Genomic DNA, 21,181 nt, shown 5'->3' with positions numbered 1-21,181 from the left:
AAAGGCAGCCGGCCGCGCTTGCATCGCCAGCCCGTGCCGCCTTTTCGCCTATCTTTTCGCGAATCTGCCCATCGTCTTGCCCGCGAGCATGCCGAAGAAGGCGAAGGCCGGCTTCGGATGCTTCCGATTATGGGAGGCGGGCGCTAGCAGGAGGCGACGGCTTGTCTGGTGTCATCGACCACGACGGTATGTATGCCCTATCGGCCCAAGCAGCAAAACGCATTTCGGCCCGCTAAACGCCTTGCAGCCCGAACTATATATTTGTTGAAAACTTTGTTGAAAACCTCTATGCAAAGTCGGGACAATCCTTTATAATTTTACTTCATGTTTTATAGGATGGCAAGACGAAGCGGCCCCGCCGTCCCGCCCGCGCCGCATGGTTGCGCGTTTTCATAGAATCGGTGCCAGAGAAGACAAAAAACCAACACCGCCCGGCGAACCCGCCCGAACGGATGTTGGTTTTGTCGTTATTTCCCGGGAAAAGGCGCTTCCTCGGACGACTCGGCCGGACGGTAATCCAGCAGCCCGAACAGCTTGTCCAGCTCGTCCTGCGTCAGATCCCGCCATTTGCCGTTCGCCAGCTGCCCCAGAAGGATGTTCATGATTCGCACGCGCCGAAGCTTGCGCACGTTATACCCGAACGTCTGGCACATCCGGCGGATTTGCCGGTTCTTCCCCTCGGTTAGCGTAATCCGGAAGACGCGGTCCGATTCTTTCTCCACCTTGCACGGCAGCGTCATCGAGCCGAGGATGCGAACGCCTTCGCTCATCGCCTTCAGAAACCGCGGCGTGACGGGACGGTCGACCGTGACGACGTACTCCTTCTCGTGCTTGCCTTCGGCCCGCAAAATCCTGTTGACGATATCCCCGTCGTTCGTCAGCAGGATGAGCCCTTCCGAATCCTTGTCCAGCCTTCCGATGGGGAAGATCCGCTCCGCGTGCCCCACGAAATCGACGATGTTGCCTTCCACCTGCGCCTCCGTCGTGCTCGTAATGCCGACGGGCTTGTTCAGCGCGATATACACATGACGCTTCTGCGATCCGATCGGCTTCCCGTCGACGCGGACGTCGTCGCCCGGCTCCGCCTGGCTGCCGAGCTCGGCCACCGCCCCGTTGATCGTGACCCGCCCGCTTTCGACGAGCTTGTCGGCCTCCCGGCGGGAGCAGTACCCCGTTTCGCTAATAAACTTGTTGATCCTCAACTGACTTGTTCACCCCGCACTTGATCCCTGAACCAATACCGGCTACTTGCTACGTTCCGTTATTGCGTCGTTCTCGTAGATTTTGACGGCCGGCCCGCTTCCGACGATCGGCGCGGCGGCGGCCGTTTGGCGCATGAAGGCCGCCACCGCTTCCGCGCGGACCGGCCGGTATCGGCGCAGTCCCCCGCGCATGAGCGGCTTCAGCAGCGGACCGAGCAGCATCGCGGCCTTCTCGCCGAGCCGGAATTCGTCCCGCTGCCCGAGCAGCAGCGATGGCCGGACGATATGCAGCTCCGGCAGACCGACGGCGCGAAGCGCCTCTTCCGTCTCGCCTTTGACCCGATTATAAAAGATGCCGGACGACGCGTTCGCCCCCATGGCGGATATCACGATGAACTTCCCGGCTCCGCGCGACCTGGCCCACTCCCCGAGCGCCAGCGGATACATCTGATCGACTTGGCGGTACGCCTCCTGCGAACCGGCCTTGCGGATCGTCGTGCCGAGCGCGCAGAATACGACGTCCGCCTCGACGTCCGCGAGCGCTTGTTCCAGATGGTCGAAGTCCGCGGTAAGGACGGTCAATTTGTCCCGGAGCCCGCCGGCCTGCGGCATCGGAGGAAGCGGCCGCCGCGTCAGCACCGTCAGCGCGCCGCAGCGCCGATCCTCCAGCAGCTGCCGGAGGAGCCGGAAGCCGACAAGCCCTGTCGCCCCCGCGAGCAGCGCCCGGTAGCCTTCCGTTCGCGGCATGTCGTTCACCTCTCCTGTATGTATTGTACATGAAAGCGCGAACTCCTTCTTGTCAAGAAATGGGATTCTTTGGCTCGTCCTTATACAGGGGCAGCGAAATCAAGACCGTCGTCCCGACGTTCACTTTGCTCTTAATTTCAAAATGGCCCTGATGGCTCTGAATAATACGTTGGCTGACCATGATTCCGAGGCCCGTCCCCGCGTCCTTGTCCGTATAGAACGGATCGCCCAGCTTCGCGATCTTCTCCTCCGGAATGCCGATGCCCTGGTCCGTGATGGAGATGCGGACGAACGTATCCTCGTGCCGGACGTTGACCGCGATTTCCCCGCCCTGCGGCATCGCCTCGATCGCGTTCTTCAGGACGTTGATGAAGACCTGCTTCAGCTGGTTCTCCTCGCAAGAGATGCGGCAGTCGTCCTGTCCGAAGTCCGTGACGAAAATAACGTTGCACAGATGCGCCTGGCTGTCCAGCAGCGAGATGACGTCGCCCAGCGTGAAGCGGACGTCCTTCACCTCGAACCTTGTGGCTTGCGGCTTGGCCAAGATGAGAAACTCGCCGACGATCAGATTGATCCGGTCGAGCTCGGACAGCATGAGATCGACGTGGCGCTCGTTCAGCTTGCGCGTCTCCTGCTGCAGCTGCAGGAACCCGCGCAGGGTGGTCAGCGGATTGCGGATCTCGTGCGCGACCCCGGCGGCCAGCTGCCCGACGGTCGTCAGCTTCTCGGAGCGCCGCAGCAGCTCGTCCATTTCGTTGCGGCTCGTCATGTCGCGGGTGATGCTCGCGATCGCGCGCAGATTGCCGTGGCGATCGTGAATCGGCGACGTCGTCACGCTCACCGCGATCCGCTCGCCCCGCTTCGTGACGCGCGTCGTCTCCCGGGCGGGCAGCGGCTTGCCGGATTTCAACTGCTCGACCGTCTGCTGCTCCTCGTCCTTGAGCGCCTCCGGCACGAGCGGCAGCGCCTGCCCGACCGCCTCTTCCGTCGTATACCCGAACATCTCCTCGAACGCCCGGTTCACCTGCGTGATCCGGCCGTCCAAATCGACGACGTGGATGGCGTCGGTCGTATGATTAATGAAGGATTCCAAGTATTCCTTCATGGACCGGTTTTCTTCGAAGGCTGCCCGAAGCTTCGTCATATAGATGCCGAGATTCTTCGACATCGCGTTCACGCGCTGCGCCAGCTGGCCCAGCTCGTCCTTGCGCTTCACTTCGATCGAGCTGTCGAACCGCCCGACCGACACTTCGTTCACCTTCCATAAAATCGTGCGAACCGGCCGCAGCAGCATGTTCGACAGCCCGTAGCTGCAGACGACGACGATGCATAACAGGACGGCGGAGATGCAAAGCTGATTGGAGCGCTGTTCGTCCATCAGCCGCATGAGCGGTTTTTTGTCCAGCACTAGCCCGATGACGTACGGCTTCGGCTGTTGGATGAGGATGAAGCTCTTGATGATCGCCCGGTGATGGATCGCGGTATAGCGGAAGACGTGCTTGCCCTTCAGCGCCGCCTGCACGTCGGCCGCGTCCTGTTCGAGGCTGCGGTATTCGTACGTACCGAACGGAACGGGCCGCTCCGCGAGCTCCTTACTGCGGATAATGGATGGGATGCGGATCTCGGCGCCTTGCTGGAACAGGCTCGGGTTAAAGCCCGTAATCTCCAGGATCGTGGGGTTGCCGGCCTTCATATCTTCGAGAAACGAGGTCGTATGGGCCATTTTCTGATAATCGTTCAGCCTCTCGCTATCCAAGTAGCAGCGGATCACGTAATCGTGCCCGTCGTCGGTATAGAACGTTTCCTGTCCGAGCATCGCGGCGCTTCCGGAGAAGTTAGGGGAGTCCTGCGCGGCCCAGAACCGGTAGTGCTTATCGCTCCGGTCTTCGCGAACCAGCGTCCGCTGCCGCCAGGACAGGCTGATGGTGCCTTCCTCCCGGCTGTCGGTGGAACGCACGATGACGTACTCGTCGCCGCGCTTCTGCATGACCGATAACCGGGATAGCCCGACGCGGGAGGCGACCAGCTCGAGCTGCGCTCTCGTGACCTCTTCCAAGGCAGCCGGCAGTTGCTGCGACGCGGAATACGACGCCATGCTCAGCTTGTCGATCAAGACGGATTGCACAAACTCGTTTTCGCTCGTGTTTTGCGTGACGTCCGCGGCGACCTGGCGGCTGATCGCCACCATGTTGCGTTCGACGTCCGATCGCAGATTGACCCTCGTGGAATATTCGTTCAAAATGAGATTGAGCAAGAGCAGGACGAATACGATCAGCGATATCATCAGAGAGAGTTTAATCTTGACCGACAAGATGCGACACACCCTTTTCAAGCTTGTGGATATCCTACTTGGATCATATCATAATTGTAAAAAAATGAAAGCAACTCCATGCGCCATTTTCAACGGCACCGCCCAACTGGCCGGCTCCGTCCTTCGGCGGGAGTCGCGTAAAGAATTCGGTTCATCCACAGCAGTTATCCACATATCCCGTGGTTATTAACAGAGTGACTAGGGGATATGTTGGCAATTCTGTGCGTCATCCGAGTTTATCCACATTATTATACACATGCTGTTAACAACGAATATTTGTTCGTAGCATAATTCGAGCTTTATCGACAGTCGAACATGGTCGGCTGGGCATACCACACTACTACAGTTCGAGCGGAGGACGTCACGTGAACGAAACCGACTACTTTAGGGAAGACGACTATCAATGGATGCGAGCTGCCATCGAGGAGGCCGAGCGGGCGGAAGCCATCGGCGAGGTACCGATCGGCGCGGTGATCGTCAAGAACGGAGAAATTATCGGTAGAGGCTATAATTTGCGGGAGACGAATCTGGATCCGACCGCGCACGCGGAAATGATCGCGATTCGCGAGGCGAGCCGGCACCTGGGCGCCTGGCGGCTGCTGGACTGCACGCTGTACGTCACGCTGGAGCCGTGCCCGATGTGCGCGGGAGCGCTTGTCCAAAGCCGGATCCGAAAAGTGGTGTACGGCACAATCGACCCGAAGGCAGGTTGTGCCGGTACATTAATGAACTTGCTGCAGGAGCCCCGCTTCAATCACGAGACCGAGCTCGTCGGCGGGCTGCTGCGGCAGGAATGCGCGGATTTGCTTACCCGGTTTTTCCGTCGTTTGCGAGGGCGTTCTTAGTTGAGCCGCGCAGCAGTTCATCCTTCTGCATCTGCTGCAGGATTACAATGAGTTGATCGGCTTCCTCACTAATGGCAAGTACCTCAGGGTCCGTTAAGCTACCGCGTGCTTCGGCCATTTCGAACAGCTTTGTGCGAAGCACCTGCAATTCGTGGAGTATTTTCGTTTTGTCGTTCATGACGCCCTGGGAACGCTCCTATCGCATCAGCTTCGGTTACACTTAGTAACATCTTTATTATATACGCTTATGGTTGTTATTTTTGTAAAATCTTGTCGATAAATATTGGATAATCCTCGTTAATCTCTCGACAGTGTTCAACAGACCCCCGCCACTCGCGACTCGTTTCATCCGTCCTTCGAACTAATTTCGCATCACAGCCAGACCTAATCGGGCGCGTCCGGAGCGATCGTCCCACGTGACTAAAATCGCGCTTACCGCAAGTTGCGCCGGCCGCGCCCTTCATGCTATTATTATCCTTGCCGCGCGCCCGTAGCTCAGCAGGATAGAGCGACAGTTTCCTAAACTGCAGGTCGTACGTTCGAATCGTATCGGGCGCGCCATAAAACAGTCCTCAAACCCTTGATAATCAAGGGTTTTTTATTTTCCCAACATTATCCAATGCCCCACTAATACTATGTTGGGTACAAATTGGGTACATTTTTTTGTGGATCGACTTTTTGGTCATCAATACGGTTACTCTAAAACCGAATTTTTATGCATGTTTTTATGCCTATATAAAAGAAGAAACGAAATACCATTTCCATCTGTGACACATGATTTGGCTCGATACAAAAGCGCTGTGCCTGCGACTCTTAATAAAAAGCCCCGGTCTTCCCTATAAGGTTAGATGCGGGGCCATTCCGTTCACAAGCGTTTAGTCGGAGTAGGCCGTAAAAATATAACTTTCAGGCCCTACCCGAATTGTTCCGAGCGCAGAAGCTTGAATGAATACGGAGTAAGCTTGATCTGCGCTTATCGGCGCATTAAAATCCGATCCCGAAAATGAAATTAGCTGCGGGCCGACAAGGCTCAGGTCTAAACTTTGGGCGGCGGAGAACACGTACAAATCCGATGAGGTCAAGCCTCTTGCAATAAAGATTGTGATGGTCGTTGCAACTGGCAATAACGGCAGTTGAATGGCGACAACCCCTGAAAACACGACATGAGTCAAATCCTCAGTCCCCTCAGACAGGTCTAATGTCTGTTGAGCAATTAAAGTCGGTGTGTCAACAGTGGTAATGGGGATGGCGATTGAATTTGCATAGCTTGCGTTTTGTGAGGTTTTTGAGTCTATAAGTCTAGCTGGCAAAACGATCATCTCCTTTTGGCAAGCTTCGAATCCTCAGCCGCATGACACGGATTAGACAGAACTCCCTTTCATTAATTCTGTCTTAAAACTAGTTTATGAATGACAGATAGAATTTGATTGGACGAACCATAGCCTCATAACCACAAGCCCCGATCTTAGTGCAAAATCGCATTTTATTTCCCTTGCATTGAATAAGGAACAAATGTTCGCATATAATAAGAGTAAAATGAATGGGCGAGGGATGATTTAATGAATGGGTTCGACCCCATCATTGCTCTAAATGTTCGCATCGCGTTGCTTGCAGCGCTTGACAGTGCTGAAGAGTTCGTTGGAGAAACCAAGGGCTTTACCCAAGCAATCGGCAAGGTCGTTGGCAAGTGCATCCTTTTCGAATTGGAGAAGTCCAAACAAGTCATGAAGGAAAATAAAATGTGGGTTGAAGATCATCCTGTACGGGGATACCGGTATCGATATCTGCTTCAAGGGAGACGAGGCGAGCACGAGGCGTCGGAGGCAGATTTAAATTTGCATTTAGGGATTGTTCAACGAACGCTGGAGCACAAGATAAGCAAGTGCAAATAAAGACCTCAACGATTGTAAAAGTAAACTTTTGGGTTAATTCATCCCATGACATTTGGCCGTTCAGGTAGCTCGGCAGCTGAGCGAACGCCGATGCAGGGGAGTGCTTGCCGAGATAGGTACGCGCCTGATTTTGAGCAAAAGAAAAGCCGCCTCTTAATGCGGCGGCAAGGTTTATTGAACTATCGTGCCCCTATCGCTCAAGATGAGGAACTCGCTTTTCACTCGAACCTGATTCGACTGACTTTGTGGCAAAGGATAAACAGCAAGAAATAGATTGGAACCGAATAGAGCAGATTCCAGTGCAGCATTTTATAAAGCCCGATCCAAAGGAAGATGGGTTCCCCAATAAACGCGCTGACTAATGCAAAAACGAGTGCCTTTAAATAAACGGAAATTTGGGGCTTAATTTGAAGCATAAACATAATGAATACCGGAATCATGCAAAAATCCCATGGAACATAATCGGGAATGGTTGGAATCGCCAGTCCGGTATAATACCAAAGCCCGATATTCACGCCGGTAAAATCCATCCACGAGGCAATGATTATCGCGAGAAAACCAGCCAAAAGCAAACGTCCGCTACTTTGCTTGTTACGATAGCGAAACCACAACATCCAGGGGACAATTGCAAAACACCACGATAACCAAAAGTCCCACTTAAATAACGTTTGTTCCGTCCAATACCAAAAAAAATGAATGCTGTTCTCCGAATTAATTTGATGAAATTCTCCAACTTCTTTAATTTTCTCTGGGTCTTGAATCGTTCTAATTACGCTCACCTCAAAGGTCCGTTTAGTAATAATCTTCCTTGTTGCACGAGAATTATTCCACTTCGCAACACCACCCGTTTGTTTAACGAACCTTATTCTGCGGTTTGCGCTTGCGGGCGGCGCGGCAAATCCGGATCCATACAAGCCCGAAGGCGGAAGAACGCCGGCGACCTCCAAGGTCCCGCTGCATACGCTTTGACGTCCGGCCGCCCCGCAGCCGAACGAAAACAAGGCAACCGATCGGAAACGATCGGCTGCCTTGTTTGATCTTCGTTTTATATCCGCGCTTCCTGCAGTTGTTGCGTTCTCCCCGCACTCCAGCTCTCCAGCATCCAACCCGGATACTCCGCGGACAGCTTGCTCGCCTCGTTCAAGGCCTGCAGCTCCGCTTCGGTCAAGCGAATCGCGGTCGCGCCGATGTTGTCGTTGAGCTGGTTGACGCTCTTGGTCCCGATAATGATGCTGGTGACCGCCGGTTGGTGCAGCAGCCAGGACAACGCCAACTGCGCAACCGTCGCTTGCTTTTGCTCGGCCATCTTCTTCAAGACGTCGATGATGTCGTAAGCTTGTTCCTTGTTGACGGGCGGAAAGTCCAAATCCGTGCGGCGGCTTCCGTCGACGCTCGATTGTTCCCGGCTATATTTCCCGCTCAGGAACCCTCCCGCCAGCGGACTCCAAATCATTAGTCCCAAGCCCTCGCTCTCCGCCATGGGGATGATTTCCCGCTCCAGCTCTCTGCCGGCCAAGGAATAATAGGCTTGAACCGACGCGAATTTCTCGAAGTCGCGCAGCTTGGAGAGTCCGATGGCTTTTTGAATTTGCCATGCGGCCCAGTTCGATACGCCGATATAACGGACCAAGCCCTGCCGGACAAGATCATTCAAGGCACTGAGCGACTCCTCGACCGGGGTTGCGGGATCGAAGCCGTGAAGCTGATACAAATCGATATGATCAAGCTGCAGTCGTTGCAAGCTGCCCTTAACCGCATCCATAATGTGGCCGCGCGAGGATCCCCGATGATTGGGACCCGTGCCGATATCGCCGAACACTTTGGTCGCGACGACGACATCGTCTCGTTTGATCCCCAGGTTCTTCAGGGCTTGACCCGTGATGCGTTCCGACTCTCCGCCGGAATACGTGTCCGCCGTGTCAATAAAGTTGATGCCGGCCTCAAAGGCCCGCGCAAGCAGGGCGTCAGCCTCCGCTTGCCCCACCTGGCCCATGACGCGGAACGCATCCGTTCCTCCGAACGTCATGGTGCCGAAAGCCAATTCCGAAACGAAGAGACCTGTAGAGCCGAGTTTTTTATATCGCACGAGAAATACCTCCATGATTTTAGATGTTGCACCGGTGTGGCTAAACTATAGCATACCGATTAAACGAAGTAAACTAAATCATTAAAAAAGTTTACTTTGTATCGTTTGTCTGATTGCGCTATAATGACGGTACATCTTTAAGCGGGAGGCTCCCTATGGATCGCTCGGCCAAAACGAAGTACTTTGAATTGATTCTTCCCCATATCCGCAAGCGGGGCTTCAGTTATTTGAAGATCGATGAAATCCTGAAATATTTGAATATCAGCAAAGCCACGTTCTATAAGCATTTTTCGTCGAGGGACGATTTAATCGAACAGCTTGTGATCGAATATGCTTCGCGCGTCGTCGATGTGGATCCGATCGTATTGGACGACAAGCTTCCCTTCGGCCAACGCTTCCAACGCATATTCGAACAGGCGCTGCTTAGCGTTTTGATCATGACCGATGAATTCTATTCCGATATTAAGCAAAATCAGCCCGCACTGATCGCGCACATGACGGCTGCGCAAACGAAGCGCTGCGACCTCTTGCAGCAGTTTTACCGCGAGGGCTTCGATAAAGGCGTTTTTCATGCGATCAATCCCGTGGTGTTCTTCTTGCAGGATGATCCCGTCCTTCGCCGGCTGACGGATCCGTTTCTGCTCAATTATTACGACACGACGCTTAAGCAGCAATTTCTGGATTACTACGCCATCAAAAAAGTCACGCTGTTTAAAGGCGATTTCTTGAATCCGGCCGAAGATGGGATGGACCGGATCATTACCGACCTGCTCAAAAACAGTTATATCTGACCAGAGTAGCCCCGGAACGGAGTAGAGCCGCAATGACTGCAACGACGACACCGATCGTCTGCTGCTCCGCATGCCTTCCTTCTAACCGCATGGCTCGAACTTACCCGATTACCTGAACCGTCCATGACTTACATGGCGAGCGCTCCGCTTGCAGCGCCAAAGAACCGCCCGTAGAGGGCGGTTCTTTTTGTTTTCGGCTGCTTACGCCTCGACTAACTTCGCGCGCATCTCTTCGAGTTGGCACGCCGACGGCATCCGATCCTCCCTCCCGCATGATTCCCTCGAGAACGAAGCATAACTAACGGATCAAGCTTTCCAATCATTCGTTTTTGACAAACGACTTCAGACCGCGTATATTTAAGATAATCCTAATCGTCGATTATGTTTATCGACAATACAACGAAGGAGCTGACCTTTATGGAACAATTGCTGGTTATTAACGCTCACCCTACCGTCGATCCGTCGATGTCGTACAGCTTGCAGGTCCGCGACCGGTTTCTCGAGACCTATCGCCAGGAAAATCCGAAAGCCGCAATTTCGGAAATCAATCTCTTTGCCGAGGAGATCCCGCAGATCGACGCGACCGTGCTGAGCGCGTGGAGCAAGCTGGAAGGCGACCAGCCGTTAACGGACGAGGAGCGGCGCGTCACGGCGCGTATGCGCGAGATTTTGGAGCAATTCAAGCAAGCGCGACGCTACGTCATCGTGATGCCGCTCTACAACTTCAACATTCCGTCCCGTCTGAAGGATTACATGGACAACGTCCTAATCGCCCGCGAGACCTTCAAATACACCTCGAATGGCTCCGTCGGCCTGCTCAAGGACGGGCGCAGCCTCGTCGTCATCCAGGCGAGTTCGGGCATTTACACCAATAACGACTGGTACACGCAGAACGAATTTTCCCACCACTACTTGAAATCGATGTTCAATTTCCTCGGCGTCGAGGACTACGAGATCATCCGCGTTCAAGGCACCGGCCGGATCGACAAGGACGAGATCCTTGCGAAGGCTAACCAAGAAGCCGAGCAGGCGGCGAAACGTCTGGCCGGCATGGCAGTCATGGCCTAAACCCTTTCCCTTTGCGCCTCTTGCAAGCGTACATGACAAAGAAGCGCTCTCCGTGACAGGGGAGCGCTTCTTTTTGTCGAGCTATTCGTTGTCGAGCTATTCGTTGTCGGGCAATTATTGCGCCCCGTCCGGTGCCAGCCAATCCTGCAGACTATCGAGCGGCACGGCATCCTTGGGCTCCTCATAGTCGAATTTGACCGTTTCGTTCAGATTGTCGCGGGTCAGCTCGAAATGCGCGTCCAGCTTCATGCCCTTCGCGGCGTCCGTGGAATCCACCAGGACATGGCCCGATTCGAACGTCAAATAATCGTCCTGAATGCCGCCCGTCACGTCCAGCGCTTTGATCGTCGTCCCCTGCTTCAGCTTGTCGGCCGTCAATTCTTTTTTGGCTGCTTCCAACTGCGCTTCGGTGACGCTCAGCGCCTTCATGTACGCTTCGTTCTTCAAGATCAGGTCGATAATCTGCGGGATCGCCTTGCCCGCGATCGCCGTCATCGCTTCATCCGCCTGCGATTCGCCGACCGTCACTCGCACGAACCGATCCGCCTTGTAGCCCTCCGGCACGTCCTTCACGTCGGCGGCCTTCGGCCCGCTGAAGTACGTCTTCTCGTCGAGGCTGTCGAATAGCGCCTTCAGCGTGTCTTCGCTCAGCCGAACGATCGAGCCGTCCGCCAAGGCGTTCGCGCCGCCCTGTTCCTCGGTTTTCGCGTCGATCACGACGAATTTACCCGCAGCCTCCTGGGGTATGCCAAGCCCCGGAACGTCCGGCATCTTCATATAGAGCCGGTCGGCCGTCACGATCATCGGGACCGTGAGCGACAGCTTCACGTCGCCCGTTCCGAGCTTGGCATCGAGCGTCAGCTCCGCATGCCGCGGCTCCTTCTGGACGACGCCGCGTACTTGAATCACCGCGCCTTTCAGCAGCACCGGCAGTGCCGCCTTCATCAGCGCTTCCTGGTTCGTCGCCGTGCCCGGCGTCTCGGGCAGCCGGATGTCGTCGATGGTGAACGACCCGGTGTATGTAAACGTTTTTGCGTCGTTAGTTTTCGCAAGGGCATTCAGCAGCGCTTCTTTCGGCGAATCGGACGAACTGCAGCCCGTCAAGGCGGCACAGCCCGCGATCAGCAGGACCACCGTAGTGCGTTTCCATGCCTTCATGGCCATTTCCCCTCTCCTCTAACGAACCCTGCCTCCCTTCAATTCTACCCTATCCGGTGCGAATCTGAACAGACGCCGATCACGGTAAAAAGCCCGTTGCGCCGAATCGTCGGCGCAGCGGGCTGGAAGTCGGGTACAAGTGCGAGTCCGGGTTAAATTAGCCTTCGGGGTTATTGTGGCGAACGTGGTTCGCCTGTTTCGTCTTCTTGGATCCCGACAACGGCTGCTGCGGCTGCGAGGAATTACGGGAGCGTGCCGGCTGTCCGTCGCCTTCGTACGGATTTTGAACGGGAACGCTTTTCGGCTTGCCCATAGCGCTGCTCTCCTTTATGAACCGGATGAATTAACTGCGGGAATGGAACAGGTCGGTCGGCTCGTCATGGTTGAGCTGATCTTTATGGCGGCGGTCATTGGTATCCTGCTGCAGCTGCTGCGCCTGATGGCTGTTGACCGGATTCCGATCGAGGTCCTCCACGACGTTGCTCAGGTTTTTATCCGCGGTGCCTTTCACTTTCGTCATGCTTCGATCGCTCCTTAGGCATGCGTCAGTTCATGCAGCGCCTGGGCGCATTCATGAATGTGGCGCGTATAGTCTTCCACCAGCTGCTGTATGCTATCGGTACGCTCGTCCACCGACTTGCCGTCCTTCTCGACGTCGACGAGCGTCGTCCGAATCTCGCGGCTGTCCACGTACGTCACCTTAAAATCAAAGCTGTACATCTGATGCCCTGCCGAATGAATCGTAATCCGCACCGACCTCGGATCGGCCTCGTCCGCCTGCACTTCTGCGCGGTCGGATTGTTGAATGACGTCCGGCAACGTACGCTGCCATGCTTCGGTCAGTTCTTGCTGGTTGATGGACAATTCGTCGCGTTTGCTCATTGACTTCCCACCTCCATGCGGATAATATGCGGCTCCCGCGGCGATTTTATGCGGCCGCGCGGTCAGCAACAAAATGCAAAAAGCGCCCGGGCGAAAAGCTTCGCCGGACGCTGTCCGTATCGTATAGGTGGCGGAGAGAGTGGGATTCGAACCCACGTGGGCTTGCACCCTAACGGTTTTCAAGACCGCCCCGTTATGACCGCTTCGGTATCTCTCCATTCCATCGCAAGACCGATTGAAAAAAGGTCACAGGACGTATTGTACCATAGGCCAATTCCGCGTTGCAACTTGAAATCGCCGCCGGCACGGCGTCCCGGCATTCGGTTAACGAGGACCGATAACCTCAAGACCGCCCATGTACGGACGCAGCACTTCCGGAACGGCGATCGTGCCGTCGGCCTGCTGGAAGTTTTCGAGAATCGCGGCAACCGTACGGCCGACGGCGAGACCCGAACCGTTCAGGGTATGCACGAATTCCGGCTTGGCCTTGGCTTCCGGACGGAACTTAATATTCGCCCGGCGCGCCTGGAAGTCCTCGAAGTTCGAGCAGGACGAGATCTCGCGGTACGTGCCGCCGCTTGGAATCCATACTTCGATGTCGTACGTCTTCGCCGACGAGAAGCCCATGTCGCCCGTGCAGAGCGTCAGCACGCGATAAGGGAGGCCCAGCAGCTGCAGCACCTTCTCGGCGTTCGCCGTCAGCTTCTCGAGCTCGGCGTAGGACTCCTCCGGCTTCACCAGCTTGACGAGCTCGATCTTGTTGAACTGGTGCTGGCGAATCAAGCCGCGCGTATCCCGGCCCGCGGAACCCGCCTCGGAGCGGAAGCAGCCGCTGTACGCGACGAAGTTTTGCGGCAGGTCTTCCGCGGACAGAATTTCATCGCGGTGAATATTCGTGACCGGTACTTCGGCCGTCGGAATCAGGTAATACTCCGTGTCGGCGATCTTGAACAGGTCTTCTTCGAATTTCGGCAGCTGGCCCGTGCCGACAAGGCTGTCGCGATTGACGATATACGGCGGCAGTACTTCCTCGTAGCCGTGCTGGTCGCTATGTAGGTCCATCATGAAGTTAATGAGCGCGCGTTCCAGCCGGGCGCCGAGGCCGCGGTAGAACACGAAGCGCGAACCCGTCACCTTCGCCGCGCGTTCGAAGTCGAGGATGTTCAGTTCTTGCGCGAGCTCGTAATGCGCCTTCGGCTCGAACGCGAATTCCCGAACGTCGCCATGGCGGCGGATTTCCACGTTGTCCGCTTCGGACTTGCCGACCGGCACGCTGTCGTGCGGCACGTTCGGAATCGACAGCATCAATTCGGCGGTAGCCGCCTCTACCGCGCGGATCTCCTCGTCGAGCGCCTTAATGCGGTCGCCGACCTCGCGCATTTCGACGATCAGCGCTTCCGCGTCGCCGCCGCTCTTTTTCAGCTTCGCCACTTCCTGGGACACGACGTTGCGGCGGTTTTTCAGCTGCTCCGTCTCCTGCAGCATGTCGCGCCATTTGCCGTCCAGCGCCGGGAAGTCCGCGATCAGGTCAAGCGGCTTGCCGCGGTTCGCAAGCGCCTGCTCCACTTTGGCAAAATCGTTCCGTAGCAATTTTACGTCGAGCACGATTAATAATCCCCTCTCAGCTTCGAATGGTCTATTACAGTTGTTGCCCAGTTGGCTCGCTCGCCAAACCGGCATCCGGGTGAAATTGCGTTCCTTTCACCGAAAACCGCCTTGACGGCAAAAAGACTGCGCGTCCGCAGTCTTCTGTGTTTATGACTTTGCCGCTGCCGCTTCCTTCACCATGTCCAGGAAGTAGGCGTGCAGCCGGTAATCGTCCGTCAGCTCCGGATGGTACGACGACGCCAGCAAGTGACCCTGCCGCGCGGTGACGATCTCGTCTTTGTACGTCGACAGGACATCGACGCTCGGCCCCACTTCTTTGATCAGCGGGGCGCGGATGAACACCGCGCGCACCGGTTGGTCGATGCCTTTCACGTCCAGGTCCGTCTCGAAGCTTTCGCGTTGACGACCGAACGCATTGCGGGCGACGGTCATGTCCATCAGCTCCAAATGGGCGTCTTCTTGTCCGTCGATCCGGTCGGCCAGCACGATCAAGCCGGCGCAGGTGCCGAAAATCGGCTTGCCCTGCTCCGAGAACGCGCGAACCGCGTCGATAAAGCCGTACTTGCGCATCAGCTTGCCGATCGTGGTGCTTTCGCCGCCGGGAATGATGAGGCCGTCCAAGTCTTGAAGCTCTTCCGGGCGCTTCACGCCAACGCCTTCGCCGCCGGCCGCTTCGATGCTCCGTATATGCTCCGCAACGGCGCCTTGCAGCGCCAATACGCCAATCTTCATGAGTTACCCGCCTTCTTTCCGCTCTTAAAACCCGCGGTCCTGCATGCGCTCGGAAGCCTGCAGCTTCGAAATTTCGATGCCTTTCATCGGCGCGCCAAGGTTTTTGGACACTTCCGCGATCAGCTTGTAATCCGTGTAATGCGTCGTCGCTTCGACGATCGCGCGGGCGAATTTCTCCGGGCTGTCGGATTTGAAGATCCCCGAGCCGACGAACACGCCGTCCGCGCCCAGATGCATCATCAGCGCCGCGTCGGATGGCGTCGCTACGCCGCCGGCCGCGAAGTTGACGACCGGCAGCTTGCCCGATTCGTGTACGGCCAGCAGCAGATCATACGGTACGCCAAGGTTTTTCGCTTCATGGTACAGCTCGTCCTTGGACAGGTTTTGCACCTTGCGGATTTGGCCCGTGATCAGGCGCATGTGGCGAACGGCTTCAACGATGTTGCCCGTTCCCGGCTCGCCTTTCGTCCGGAGCATCGCAGCGCCTTCTTGAATGCGGCGGAGCGCTTCGCCCAGGTCCTTCGCGCCGCACACGAACGGAACCGTGAACTCGTGCTTGTCGATATGGAAGACCTCGTCCGCGGGCGTGAGCACTTCGCTCTCGTCGATGTAGTCCGCGCCCAGGGCTTCCAGCACGCGCGCTTCCACGTAGTGGCCGATCCGCGCTTTCGCCATGACCGGAATCGACACGACCTTCATGACTTCCTCGAGAATCGTAGGGTCCGCCATGCGGGCAACGCCGCCGGCCGCGCGAATATCGGAAGGCACGCGCTCGAGAGCCATAACGGCCGTTGCGCCTGCCGCTTCCGCGATTTTCGCTTGCTCGGCGTTCATGACGTCCATGATGACGCCGCCCTTTTGCATTTCAGCCATACCGCGTTTTACGCGCGAAGTTCCTGTTTCCATTCGTGAAACCTCCTAAAAGTTTTCTGCTCTGTTTCCGTTCATCCGGACGGATTAGCTCTAACCATTGATTTTACAGCATGCGGGAACAATCGACAACCATGAATTCATACCCGTTCGGTTGCCTATGCCGAATGCCGGCCGCGTCAGATTAGAACAGATTGATGATGCCCTTGAAGATATCGGAGATAAAACCGCCCAGGCTGCGGAACATCAAGCGCCACCAGCTGGCTTTTTTGACGTCCTCGGACGTCACGAGGTTCACGGTTTTCTCGATCGCCTTGCCCGTGTCGGGATCTTTGTACGCGTACGTGGCCGTTCCGACGACCGTGCCGCTCTTGATCGGCGCGACCAGCTCTCCGTCGGACTTCAGCTTCACGCTGCTGACGGAGACGTTAGGCGTCGTGTTCTTCTTGACCAGGAACGAGATGTCGTTCGCGGTGACGATCGGCACTTCTTTGGAAACGCCTTTCTTTATTTTGACCGTCTTGTTCGTTTCTACTACCGATTTCGGCGCGACGACCGTCTTTTTCTCGAAATTGTCGAAGCCGTAATCGAACAGCTTGGCGGTTTGGATGAAACGCGCGGATTTCGATTTCGTGTCCATGACGACCGTGATCAGGCGCAGATCGCCGCGTTTCGCCGTACCCGTGAAGCAGTAGCCGGCGGCGCCGATATAGCCGGTTTTCATGCCGTCCACGCCGGGATAGGCGTATTGTTTGAAGTTCGGAATGTCCTTGTTCGTTTCCAGCATCCAGTTCAGGTTGATCATCGGCGTTTTGTCGCGTTCGCGGAACTTATAGCTCGGCGTGCTGGAGAATTCGAGGAATTCCGGATGCTTCTTGATCAGAATGCTGGCGAACCTGGCCAGGTCTCCCGCGGAGATGACCGTGTCGTCCGCCAAGCCCGTCGCGCTCGTGAAATGCGCCGTCTTCAGGCCGAGCGACTTGGCCGTTTCGTTCATTTTCTGCACGAAGCCTTGCTCCGTGCCCCCGATCCGGTCGGCCAGCGCGATCGTCGCGTCGTTGGCGGACTGCACCGCCATCGCCATGTACAAGTCTTTCACCGTATGCTGGTCGCCCTCGGCCAAATAAATCTGCGAGCCGTCGGGCGGAATGGAAGCCGCTTCTTTCGTAGCCGTGACCATATCCGTCATCTTCAACCGACCGGCGGAAATCTCCTCGAGCACGAGGTACTCCGTCATCAATTTCGTCATGCTCGCCGGCGGATGCGGCGTGTCCGCATCGACCGAGTAGAGCACCTGTCCGGTGTCGGCATCTATGAGAACCGCGGAGCGAACCTCGAGTCCAAGCGGGTTCGGCGTCACGATATATTCGTCTGCGTGAGCGGCATGGGAACCGATAGTCGTCGTAAGCATGAAAGCAATGGCAGTCGCGCAAATGGTGGGTACGAATGGCACCCGTCCCTTCTTCCGTTTCAACGTCTTCTCTCCTCTTCTTTTCACAAATTCACTCTAGTATTGTATCACAAAGCTAGTAGGTATACGTAAAAAGAAAGACAGGAAAACGGCGTGTCCCGCCATCTTCCTGTCTGTCTACCCTTCAAATAAACGAATGCGGACGGGCAAAAGTTCCTTCACCCGCGATTAAGGAACGAATTGGCTCGACTTTCGCGCTTTACAGCGAATAATTCGGCGCTTCTTTCGTGATTTGCACGTCGTGCGGATGGCTCTCGCGCAAGCCTGCGTTCGTGATGCGGACGAACTGCGTGTCGTTCTTCAGCGCTTCGATGTTCGCGGCGCCGCAATAGCCCATACCGGAGCGAAGCCCGCCGATCAGCTGGTGAACCGTATCCGCCAAAGGCCCTTTATACGCAACGCGGCCTTCGATGCCTTCGGGAACGAGCTTGTTCTCGTTCTCTTGGAAATACCGGTCCTTGCTCCCTTCCTTCATGGCGCCGAGCGAGCCCATGCCGCGGTAAACCTTGAAGCGGCGGCCCTGATAAATTTCCGATTCGCCCGGGCTTTCTTCCGTGCCGGCAAACAGGCTGCCGATCATAATGGCGCTGGCGCCGGAAGCGATCGCCTTCGTTACGTCGCCGGAGTACTTGATGCCGCCGTCCGCGATGATCGGAATGTTATATTCGCGCGCGACCGATGCGCAATCATAGATCGCCGTGATTTGCGGCACGCCGATGCCCGCGATGATCCGGGTCGTGCAGATCGAGCCCGGGCCCATGCCGACCTTGATGACGGAAGCGCCGGCTTCGATCAGCTCGCGCGTGCCTTCGCCGGTGGCGACGTTGCCGGCCACGAGCGTCAGCTCCGGATACTTGCCGCGGAGCAGGCGCACCATCTCGATAACGTTCTTCTGGTGGCCGTGCGCCGTGTCGATGACGAGCACGTCGACGCCGGCGGCTACGAGCGCTTCCGCGCGTTCCGGCGTATCCTTCGCGATGCCGACGGCGGCGCCGCACAGCAGCCGTCCTTGCGGATCCTTCGCCGCATGCGGGAACTGAATGGCTTTTTCGATATCTTTAATGGTAATAAGCCCCTTCAGCGTGTTCGACTCGTCGACCAAAGGCAGCTTCTCGATCTTGTGCTTCTGCAGGACGACTTCGGCTTCCTGCAGCGTCGTGCCGACCGGCGCCGTCACGAGGTTATCCTTCGTCATGACTTCGCTGATCTTCATGGAATAATCATGGATGAACCGGAGGTCGCGGTTCGTGATGATGCCGACGAGCTTCTTGTTGGCGTCGACGACGGGCACGCCGGAAATCCGATACTTCCCCATCAACTCTTCGGCGTCGTACACATGATGATCGGCCGTCAGCGAGAACGGGTTCGTAATCACGCCGCTTTCCGAACGTTTAACCCGATCCACTTCCTCCGCTTGCTGCGCAATGGACATATTTTTATGAATAATGCCGATGCCGCCTTCGCGAGCCATCGCAATGGCCAGTTTCGCTTCCGTGACCGTGTCCATGCCGGCGCTGATCAGCGGAATGTTCAGCTTGACGGTAGAACTAAGCGAGACGGACACATCGACTTCCCTTGGCAAAATATCCGACTTCCGCGGAACGAGCAGTACGTCATCGAAGGTTAAGCCTTCTTTGGCGAATTTAGTTTCCCACACAGAAATGTTCCTCCTCAAACGTTTGCGTGCCGAGTTCGGACTAAAAGTTGAACGGGTTCGCGCATATTATTGAAATAGTAGCAGAGGGGGTATAGGCTGTCAAGATTGCCGCAGGCAAAGGCCTGCGGCCGTTTACGGGCGGTAATCGTAGCGGCAATTGGAGCTCCACAAGAGGAAGTCCCGGATGCCTAAATCCCGCGCCGCCTGCACCTGCTTGTTCAACTGTTCCGCCCCGTACGTTTGGTGAGGATGTACCCATCTGGCGGTGAAGCTCTGCAGCCAAGGCCGAATCGTCGCCGTCGTTCCTTGTCCGCCGCTGCGCATGAGCGCGTTTCGGCGCTTGGCGTCCGCCATCGCATGGTGGATGACCGCATACGGGTTCAGGTCCGGCTGCTTGATGCCGTACATACCCGTGGAGTAATGTGAAGGATAGGTCATGGGAGAGATCGCGTCCACAGCGCCGGATACGGCACGCCACGATTGGCCGATACCCATGTCGCCCGGAGAAGACGTGACGAGTCCGAACACGTCCGCGGATACGCGGGCGCCATGCGTATGTACATGTTGGCGCGCGTCGCGAAGGAAGGCCGAGATTACGTCCGACTTGGATTGGCCGTTCGCGTTATGGTAGCGGACTTCGCGGTCGACCTTGCCCCAGTTGTCGGGGAACCGCACATAGTCGAATTGCACCTCGTCGAACCCGACCGATGCCGCTTCTTCCGCGATCGCCCGATTATAAGCGCGCACATCGGGCTGGAAGGGATCGAGCCAGGCGTTGCCCTGCGCGTCGCGCCAAACGCCTCCGCCTCGCTTTTGCAGTGCCATCGACGGGTAGACTTGTGCGTACAGCGGGTCTTTGAAAGTGACGATTCGGCCAATCACATAAATGTTCCTCGCCTTCAACCGCTGAAGCAGGCCTTTAATGTCCCCGATCGCAACATGCCGGTCGGCGCCGATCGCCTTAACGGCCGGCAGCGACGAATGATAAGTCATAAGGCCGTAATCATTCTTCACGTCGATGACCATGGCATTCAGATCGGTGTCGTCAACCAACTGGACCAGCCGGTCCAGGCGATGCTTGCTGCCGGCCACCCAACCCGAAACGTAAATGCCTTTTACCGGTTGGTTTCGTGCGGCAAGGGAGCGAGTCACGTTGTCGCGGGATGCTTGCTCAATAGTGGCAACGGTCGTCTGATTGCGGTGAGACGCGGAAGAGCGCGCGGATCCGACTTTCAGGTAAAACTTCGTCAAAGCGGCAGGACGCTGCGCGGACTGTAGACGCAGCGGCTTCGTCGTCGTCTGATCCGGCAGCGCAGGCAACGTCGGCAAAGTGGCGTCCTGCATATGAGATTGGTCCGTACAGCCCGTTATCCCCAAGATGGCGACCATGCATGCCACTACGACCCCAATTCGTCTGACCATCCCCTTATTCAACTCCCATCGGTTAACGTTACGTGTAGTATGTTCTCTCGATTGGTTAGAGTTGTGAAGGAGTTATCTCCAGCATTGGATGAAAAATACAGATAAATAAACAACAAAAAACCGACTGCTTTATGCAGTCGGTTCATCGTGCTTGGCAACGTCCTACTCTCCCAGGACCCTGCGGTCCAAGTACCATCGGCGCTGGAGGGCTTAACGGTCGTGTTCGGGATGGGTACGCGTGGTTCCCCTCCGCCATCGCCACCAAACGGGCGTCTTCCGCTCACGGAAACGCGGGTCTTGCTCAGAGCTTGCCACCCTGAAAACTGGATACGAACCTTTGCGAAGGTCTTGCTTAGCTGAACGATGTACCTTGGATAAGCCCTCGACCGATTAGTATTCGTCAGCTCCACGCATTGCTGCGCTTCCACCTCGAACCTAT

21 protein-coding genes, 2 tRNA genes and 1 rRNA gene are annotated in these 21,181 nt (G+C 56.3%); 5 read left to right on the top strand and 19 right to left on the bottom strand.

What is annotated here, in order from left to right; translation table 11 throughout:
- Nucleotides 1-467 precede the first annotated feature (467 nt).
- From rluF to I8J29_RS18530, 3 genes are read right to left on the bottom strand one after another with little or no spacing between them, the layout of a single operon-like run.
- A complete protein-coding gene (gene rluF / locus I8J29_RS18540; protein WP_208849005.1) occupies nt 468-1,202 on the bottom strand; it encodes a 23S rRNA pseudouridine(2604) synthase RluF in 735 nt (244 codons plus the stop codon).
- A gap of 42 nt (nt 1,203-1,244) precedes the next feature.
- Entirely contained in the window at nt 1,245-1,949 is a 705-nt protein-coding gene (locus I8J29_RS18535; protein WP_208849004.1) for an NAD(P)H-binding protein, read from the bottom strand.
- 52 nt (nt 1,950-2,001) lie between these two features.
- Nucleotides 2,002-4,260 (bottom strand): PAS domain S-box protein, encoded by a 2,259-nt coding sequence (locus I8J29_RS18530; RefSeq protein ID WP_208849003.1) that lies wholly within the window; start codon nt 4,258-4,260, stop codon nt 2,002-2,004.
- Nucleotides 4,261-4,625: 365 nt separating this feature from the next.
- On the opposite strand from I8J29_RS18530, the gene tadA reads away from it, so the two are divergent.
- Nucleotides 4,626-5,105: a tRNA adenosine(34) deaminase TadA gene (gene tadA, locus I8J29_RS18525; RefSeq protein WP_338113218.1), complete on the top strand. Its 480-nt coding sequence runs from the start codon at nt 4,626-4,628 to the stop codon at nt 5,103-5,105.
- On the opposite strand, the gene I8J29_RS18520 is transcribed toward tadA, so the two are convergent.
- Nucleotides 5,068-5,283, bottom strand: a complete 216-nt coding sequence (locus I8J29_RS18520; RefSeq protein ID WP_208849002.1) for an aspartyl-phosphate phosphatase Spo0E family protein — start codon at nt 5,281-5,283, stop codon at nt 5,068-5,070. The genes tadA and I8J29_RS18520 overlap by 38 nt on opposite strands.
- A 306-nt stretch (nt 5,284-5,589) precedes the next feature.
- On the opposite strand from I8J29_RS18520, the gene I8J29_RS18515 reads away from it, so the two are divergent.
- A tRNA-Arg gene (locus I8J29_RS18515) sits at nt 5,590-5,666 on the top strand.
- A 314-nt stretch (nt 5,667-5,980) separates the two neighbouring features.
- Here the strand turns inward: I8J29_RS18515 and I8J29_RS18510 are convergent.
- Entirely contained in the window at nt 5,981-6,415 is a 435-nt protein-coding gene (locus tag I8J29_RS18510) for a hypothetical protein (protein ID WP_240546305.1), read from the bottom strand.
- A 249-nt stretch (nt 6,416-6,664) separates the two neighbouring features.
- On the opposite strand from I8J29_RS18510, the gene I8J29_RS18505 reads away from it, so the two are divergent.
- A complete protein-coding gene (locus I8J29_RS18505; protein WP_208849000.1) occupies nt 6,665-6,997 on the top strand; it encodes a hypothetical protein in 333 nt (110 codons plus the stop codon).
- A gap of 218 nt (nt 6,998-7,215) precedes the next feature.
- On the opposite strand, the gene I8J29_RS18500 is transcribed toward I8J29_RS18505, so the two are convergent.
- Together I8J29_RS18500 and I8J29_RS18495 are read right to left on the bottom strand one after the other, a co-directional pair.
- Nucleotides 7,216-8,103, bottom strand: coding sequence for a CBO0543 family protein (locus tag I8J29_RS18500; RefSeq protein ID WP_208848999.1), 888 nt, complete (start codon nt 8,101-8,103; stop codon nt 7,216-7,218).
- Nucleotides 8,043-9,083, bottom strand: a complete 1,041-nt coding sequence (locus I8J29_RS18495; RefSeq protein ID WP_208848998.1) for an aldo/keto reductase — start codon at nt 9,081-9,083, stop codon at nt 8,043-8,045. The genes I8J29_RS18500 and I8J29_RS18495 overlap by 61 nt, the downstream gene beginning before the upstream one ends.
- A 155-nt stretch (nt 9,084-9,238) precedes the next feature.
- Here I8J29_RS18495 and I8J29_RS18490 point away from each other — a divergent pair, with 155 nt between their 5' ends.
- Together I8J29_RS18490 and I8J29_RS18485 are read left to right on the top strand one after the other, a co-directional pair.
- Nucleotides 9,239-9,874 carry a TetR/AcrR family transcriptional regulator gene (locus I8J29_RS18490; protein WP_208848997.1) on the top strand — a complete coding sequence of 212 codons (636 nt, stop codon included), beginning with the start codon at nt 9,239-9,241 and terminating at the stop codon, nt 9,872-9,874.
- 417 nt (nt 9,875-10,291) lie between these two features.
- Nucleotides 10,292-10,942: an FMN-dependent NADH-azoreductase gene (locus I8J29_RS18485; protein ID WP_208848996.1), complete on the top strand. Its 651-nt coding sequence runs from the start codon at nt 10,292-10,294 to the stop codon at nt 10,940-10,942.
- Between the two features lie 114 nt (nt 10,943-11,056).
- On the opposite strand, the gene I8J29_RS18480 is transcribed toward I8J29_RS18485, so the two are convergent.
- The 12 genes from I8J29_RS18480 to rrf form a co-directional block, all read right to left on the bottom strand.
- Nucleotides 11,057-12,100, bottom strand: coding sequence for a hypothetical protein (locus I8J29_RS18480; RefSeq protein WP_208848995.1), 1,044 nt, complete (start codon nt 12,098-12,100; stop codon nt 11,057-11,059).
- 157 nt (nt 12,101-12,257) lie between these two features.
- Complete coding sequence (locus I8J29_RS18475; RefSeq protein ID WP_090647440.1) at nt 12,258-12,413, bottom strand: small acid-soluble spore protein P; 156 nt, start codon at nt 12,411-12,413, stop codon at nt 12,258-12,260.
- Between the two features lie 30 nt (nt 12,414-12,443).
- Complete coding sequence (locus I8J29_RS18470) at nt 12,444-12,620, bottom strand: hypothetical protein (protein WP_177222400.1); 177 nt, start codon at nt 12,618-12,620, stop codon at nt 12,444-12,446.
- Between the two features lie 14 nt (nt 12,621-12,634).
- A complete protein-coding gene (locus tag I8J29_RS18465; protein ID WP_090647441.1) occupies nt 12,635-12,982 on the bottom strand; it encodes a hypothetical protein in 348 nt (115 codons plus the stop codon).
- Between the two features lie 128 nt (nt 12,983-13,110).
- Nucleotides 13,111-13,199: transfer RNA gene (locus I8J29_RS18460), tRNA-Ser, on the bottom strand.
- Nucleotides 13,200-13,306: 107 nt separating this feature from the next.
- Complete coding sequence (gene serS / locus I8J29_RS18455) at nt 13,307-14,587, bottom strand: serine--tRNA ligase (protein WP_208848994.1); 1,281 nt, start codon at nt 14,585-14,587, stop codon at nt 13,307-13,309.
- A 150-nt stretch (nt 14,588-14,737) separates the two neighbouring features.
- Complete coding sequence (pdxT, locus tag I8J29_RS18450; RefSeq protein ID WP_208848993.1) at nt 14,738-15,322, bottom strand: pyridoxal 5'-phosphate synthase glutaminase subunit PdxT; 585 nt, start codon at nt 15,320-15,322, stop codon at nt 14,738-14,740.
- A 24-nt stretch (nt 15,323-15,346) separates the two neighbouring features.
- Nucleotides 15,347-16,228, bottom strand: a complete 882-nt coding sequence (pdxS, locus tag I8J29_RS18445; protein WP_090647449.1) for a pyridoxal 5'-phosphate synthase lyase subunit PdxS — start codon at nt 16,226-16,228, stop codon at nt 15,347-15,349.
- Between the two features lie 148 nt (nt 16,229-16,376).
- Entirely contained in the window at nt 16,377-17,603 is a 1,227-nt protein-coding gene (locus tag I8J29_RS18440; protein WP_208848992.1) for a D-alanyl-D-alanine carboxypeptidase family protein, read from the bottom strand.
- A gap of 259 nt (nt 17,604-17,862) precedes the next feature.
- On the bottom strand, nt 17,863-19,320 hold the full coding sequence (gene guaB, locus I8J29_RS18435; RefSeq protein WP_208848991.1) for an IMP dehydrogenase: 1,458 nt from the start codon (nt 19,318-19,320) through the stop codon (nt 17,863-17,865).
- Between the two features lie 132 nt (nt 19,321-19,452).
- On the bottom strand, nt 19,453-20,649 hold the full coding sequence (locus I8J29_RS18430) for a putative glycoside hydrolase (protein ID WP_208848990.1): 1,197 nt from the start codon (nt 20,647-20,649) through the stop codon (nt 19,453-19,455).
- Nucleotides 20,650-20,891: 242 nt separating this feature from the next.
- A 5S ribosomal RNA gene (gene rrf / locus I8J29_RS18425) occupies nt 20,892-21,008 on the bottom strand.
- Nucleotides 21,009-21,181 lie beyond the last annotated feature (173 nt).

The sequence above is a fragment of the Paenibacillus artemisiicola genome, from assembly GCF_017652985.1.
Classification (GTDB): Bacteria; Bacillota; Bacilli; order Paenibacillales; family Paenibacillaceae; genus Paenibacillus_Z; species Paenibacillus_Z artemisiicola.
Note: the sequence above shows the minus strand (reverse complement) of the source record. Positions and strands in the feature narration are given on the sequence as shown.

Coding starts and splice junctions, on each gene's coding strand:
- I8J29_RS18535 (WP_208849004.1), bottom strand. CDS start 1,949: ATGCCGCGAACGGAAGGCTACCGGGCGCTGCTCGCGGGGGCGACAGGG.
- I8J29_RS18520 (WP_208849002.1), bottom strand. CDS start 5,283: ATGAACGACAAAACGAAAATACTCCACGAATTGCAGGTGCTTCGCACA.
- I8J29_RS18505 (WP_208849000.1), top strand. CDS start 6,665: ATGAATGGGTTCGACCCCATCATTGCTCTAAATGTTCGCATCGCGTTG.
- I8J29_RS18490 (WP_208848997.1), top strand. CDS start 9,239: ATGGATCGCTCGGCCAAAACGAAGTACTTTGAATTGATTCTTCCCCAT.
- I8J29_RS18485 (WP_208848996.1), top strand. CDS start 10,292: ATGGAACAATTGCTGGTTATTAACGCTCACCCTACCGTCGATCCGTCG.
- I8J29_RS18480 (WP_208848995.1), bottom strand. CDS start 12,100: ATGAAGGCATGGAAACGCACTACGGTGGTCCTGCTGATCGCGGGCTGT.
- I8J29_RS18475 (WP_090647440.1), bottom strand. CDS start 12,413: ATGGGCAAGCCGAAAAGCGTTCCCGTTCAAAATCCGTACGAAGGCGAC.
- I8J29_RS18470 (WP_177222400.1), bottom strand. CDS start 12,620: ATGACGAAAGTGAAAGGCACCGCGGATAAAAACCTGAGCAACGTCGTG.
- I8J29_RS18465 (WP_090647441.1), bottom strand. CDS start 12,982: ATGAGCAAACGCGACGAATTGTCCATCAACCAGCAAGAACTGACCGAA.
- pdxT (WP_208848993.1), bottom strand. CDS start 15,322: ATGAAGATTGGCGTATTGGCGCTGCAAGGCGCCGTTGCGGAGCATATA.
- pdxS (WP_090647449.1), bottom strand. CDS start 16,228: ATGGAAACAGGAACTTCGCGCGTAAAACGCGGTATGGCTGAAATGCAA.
- I8J29_RS18440 (WP_208848992.1), bottom strand. CDS start 17,603: ATGCTTACGACGACTATCGGTTCCCATGCCGCTCACGCAGACGAATAT.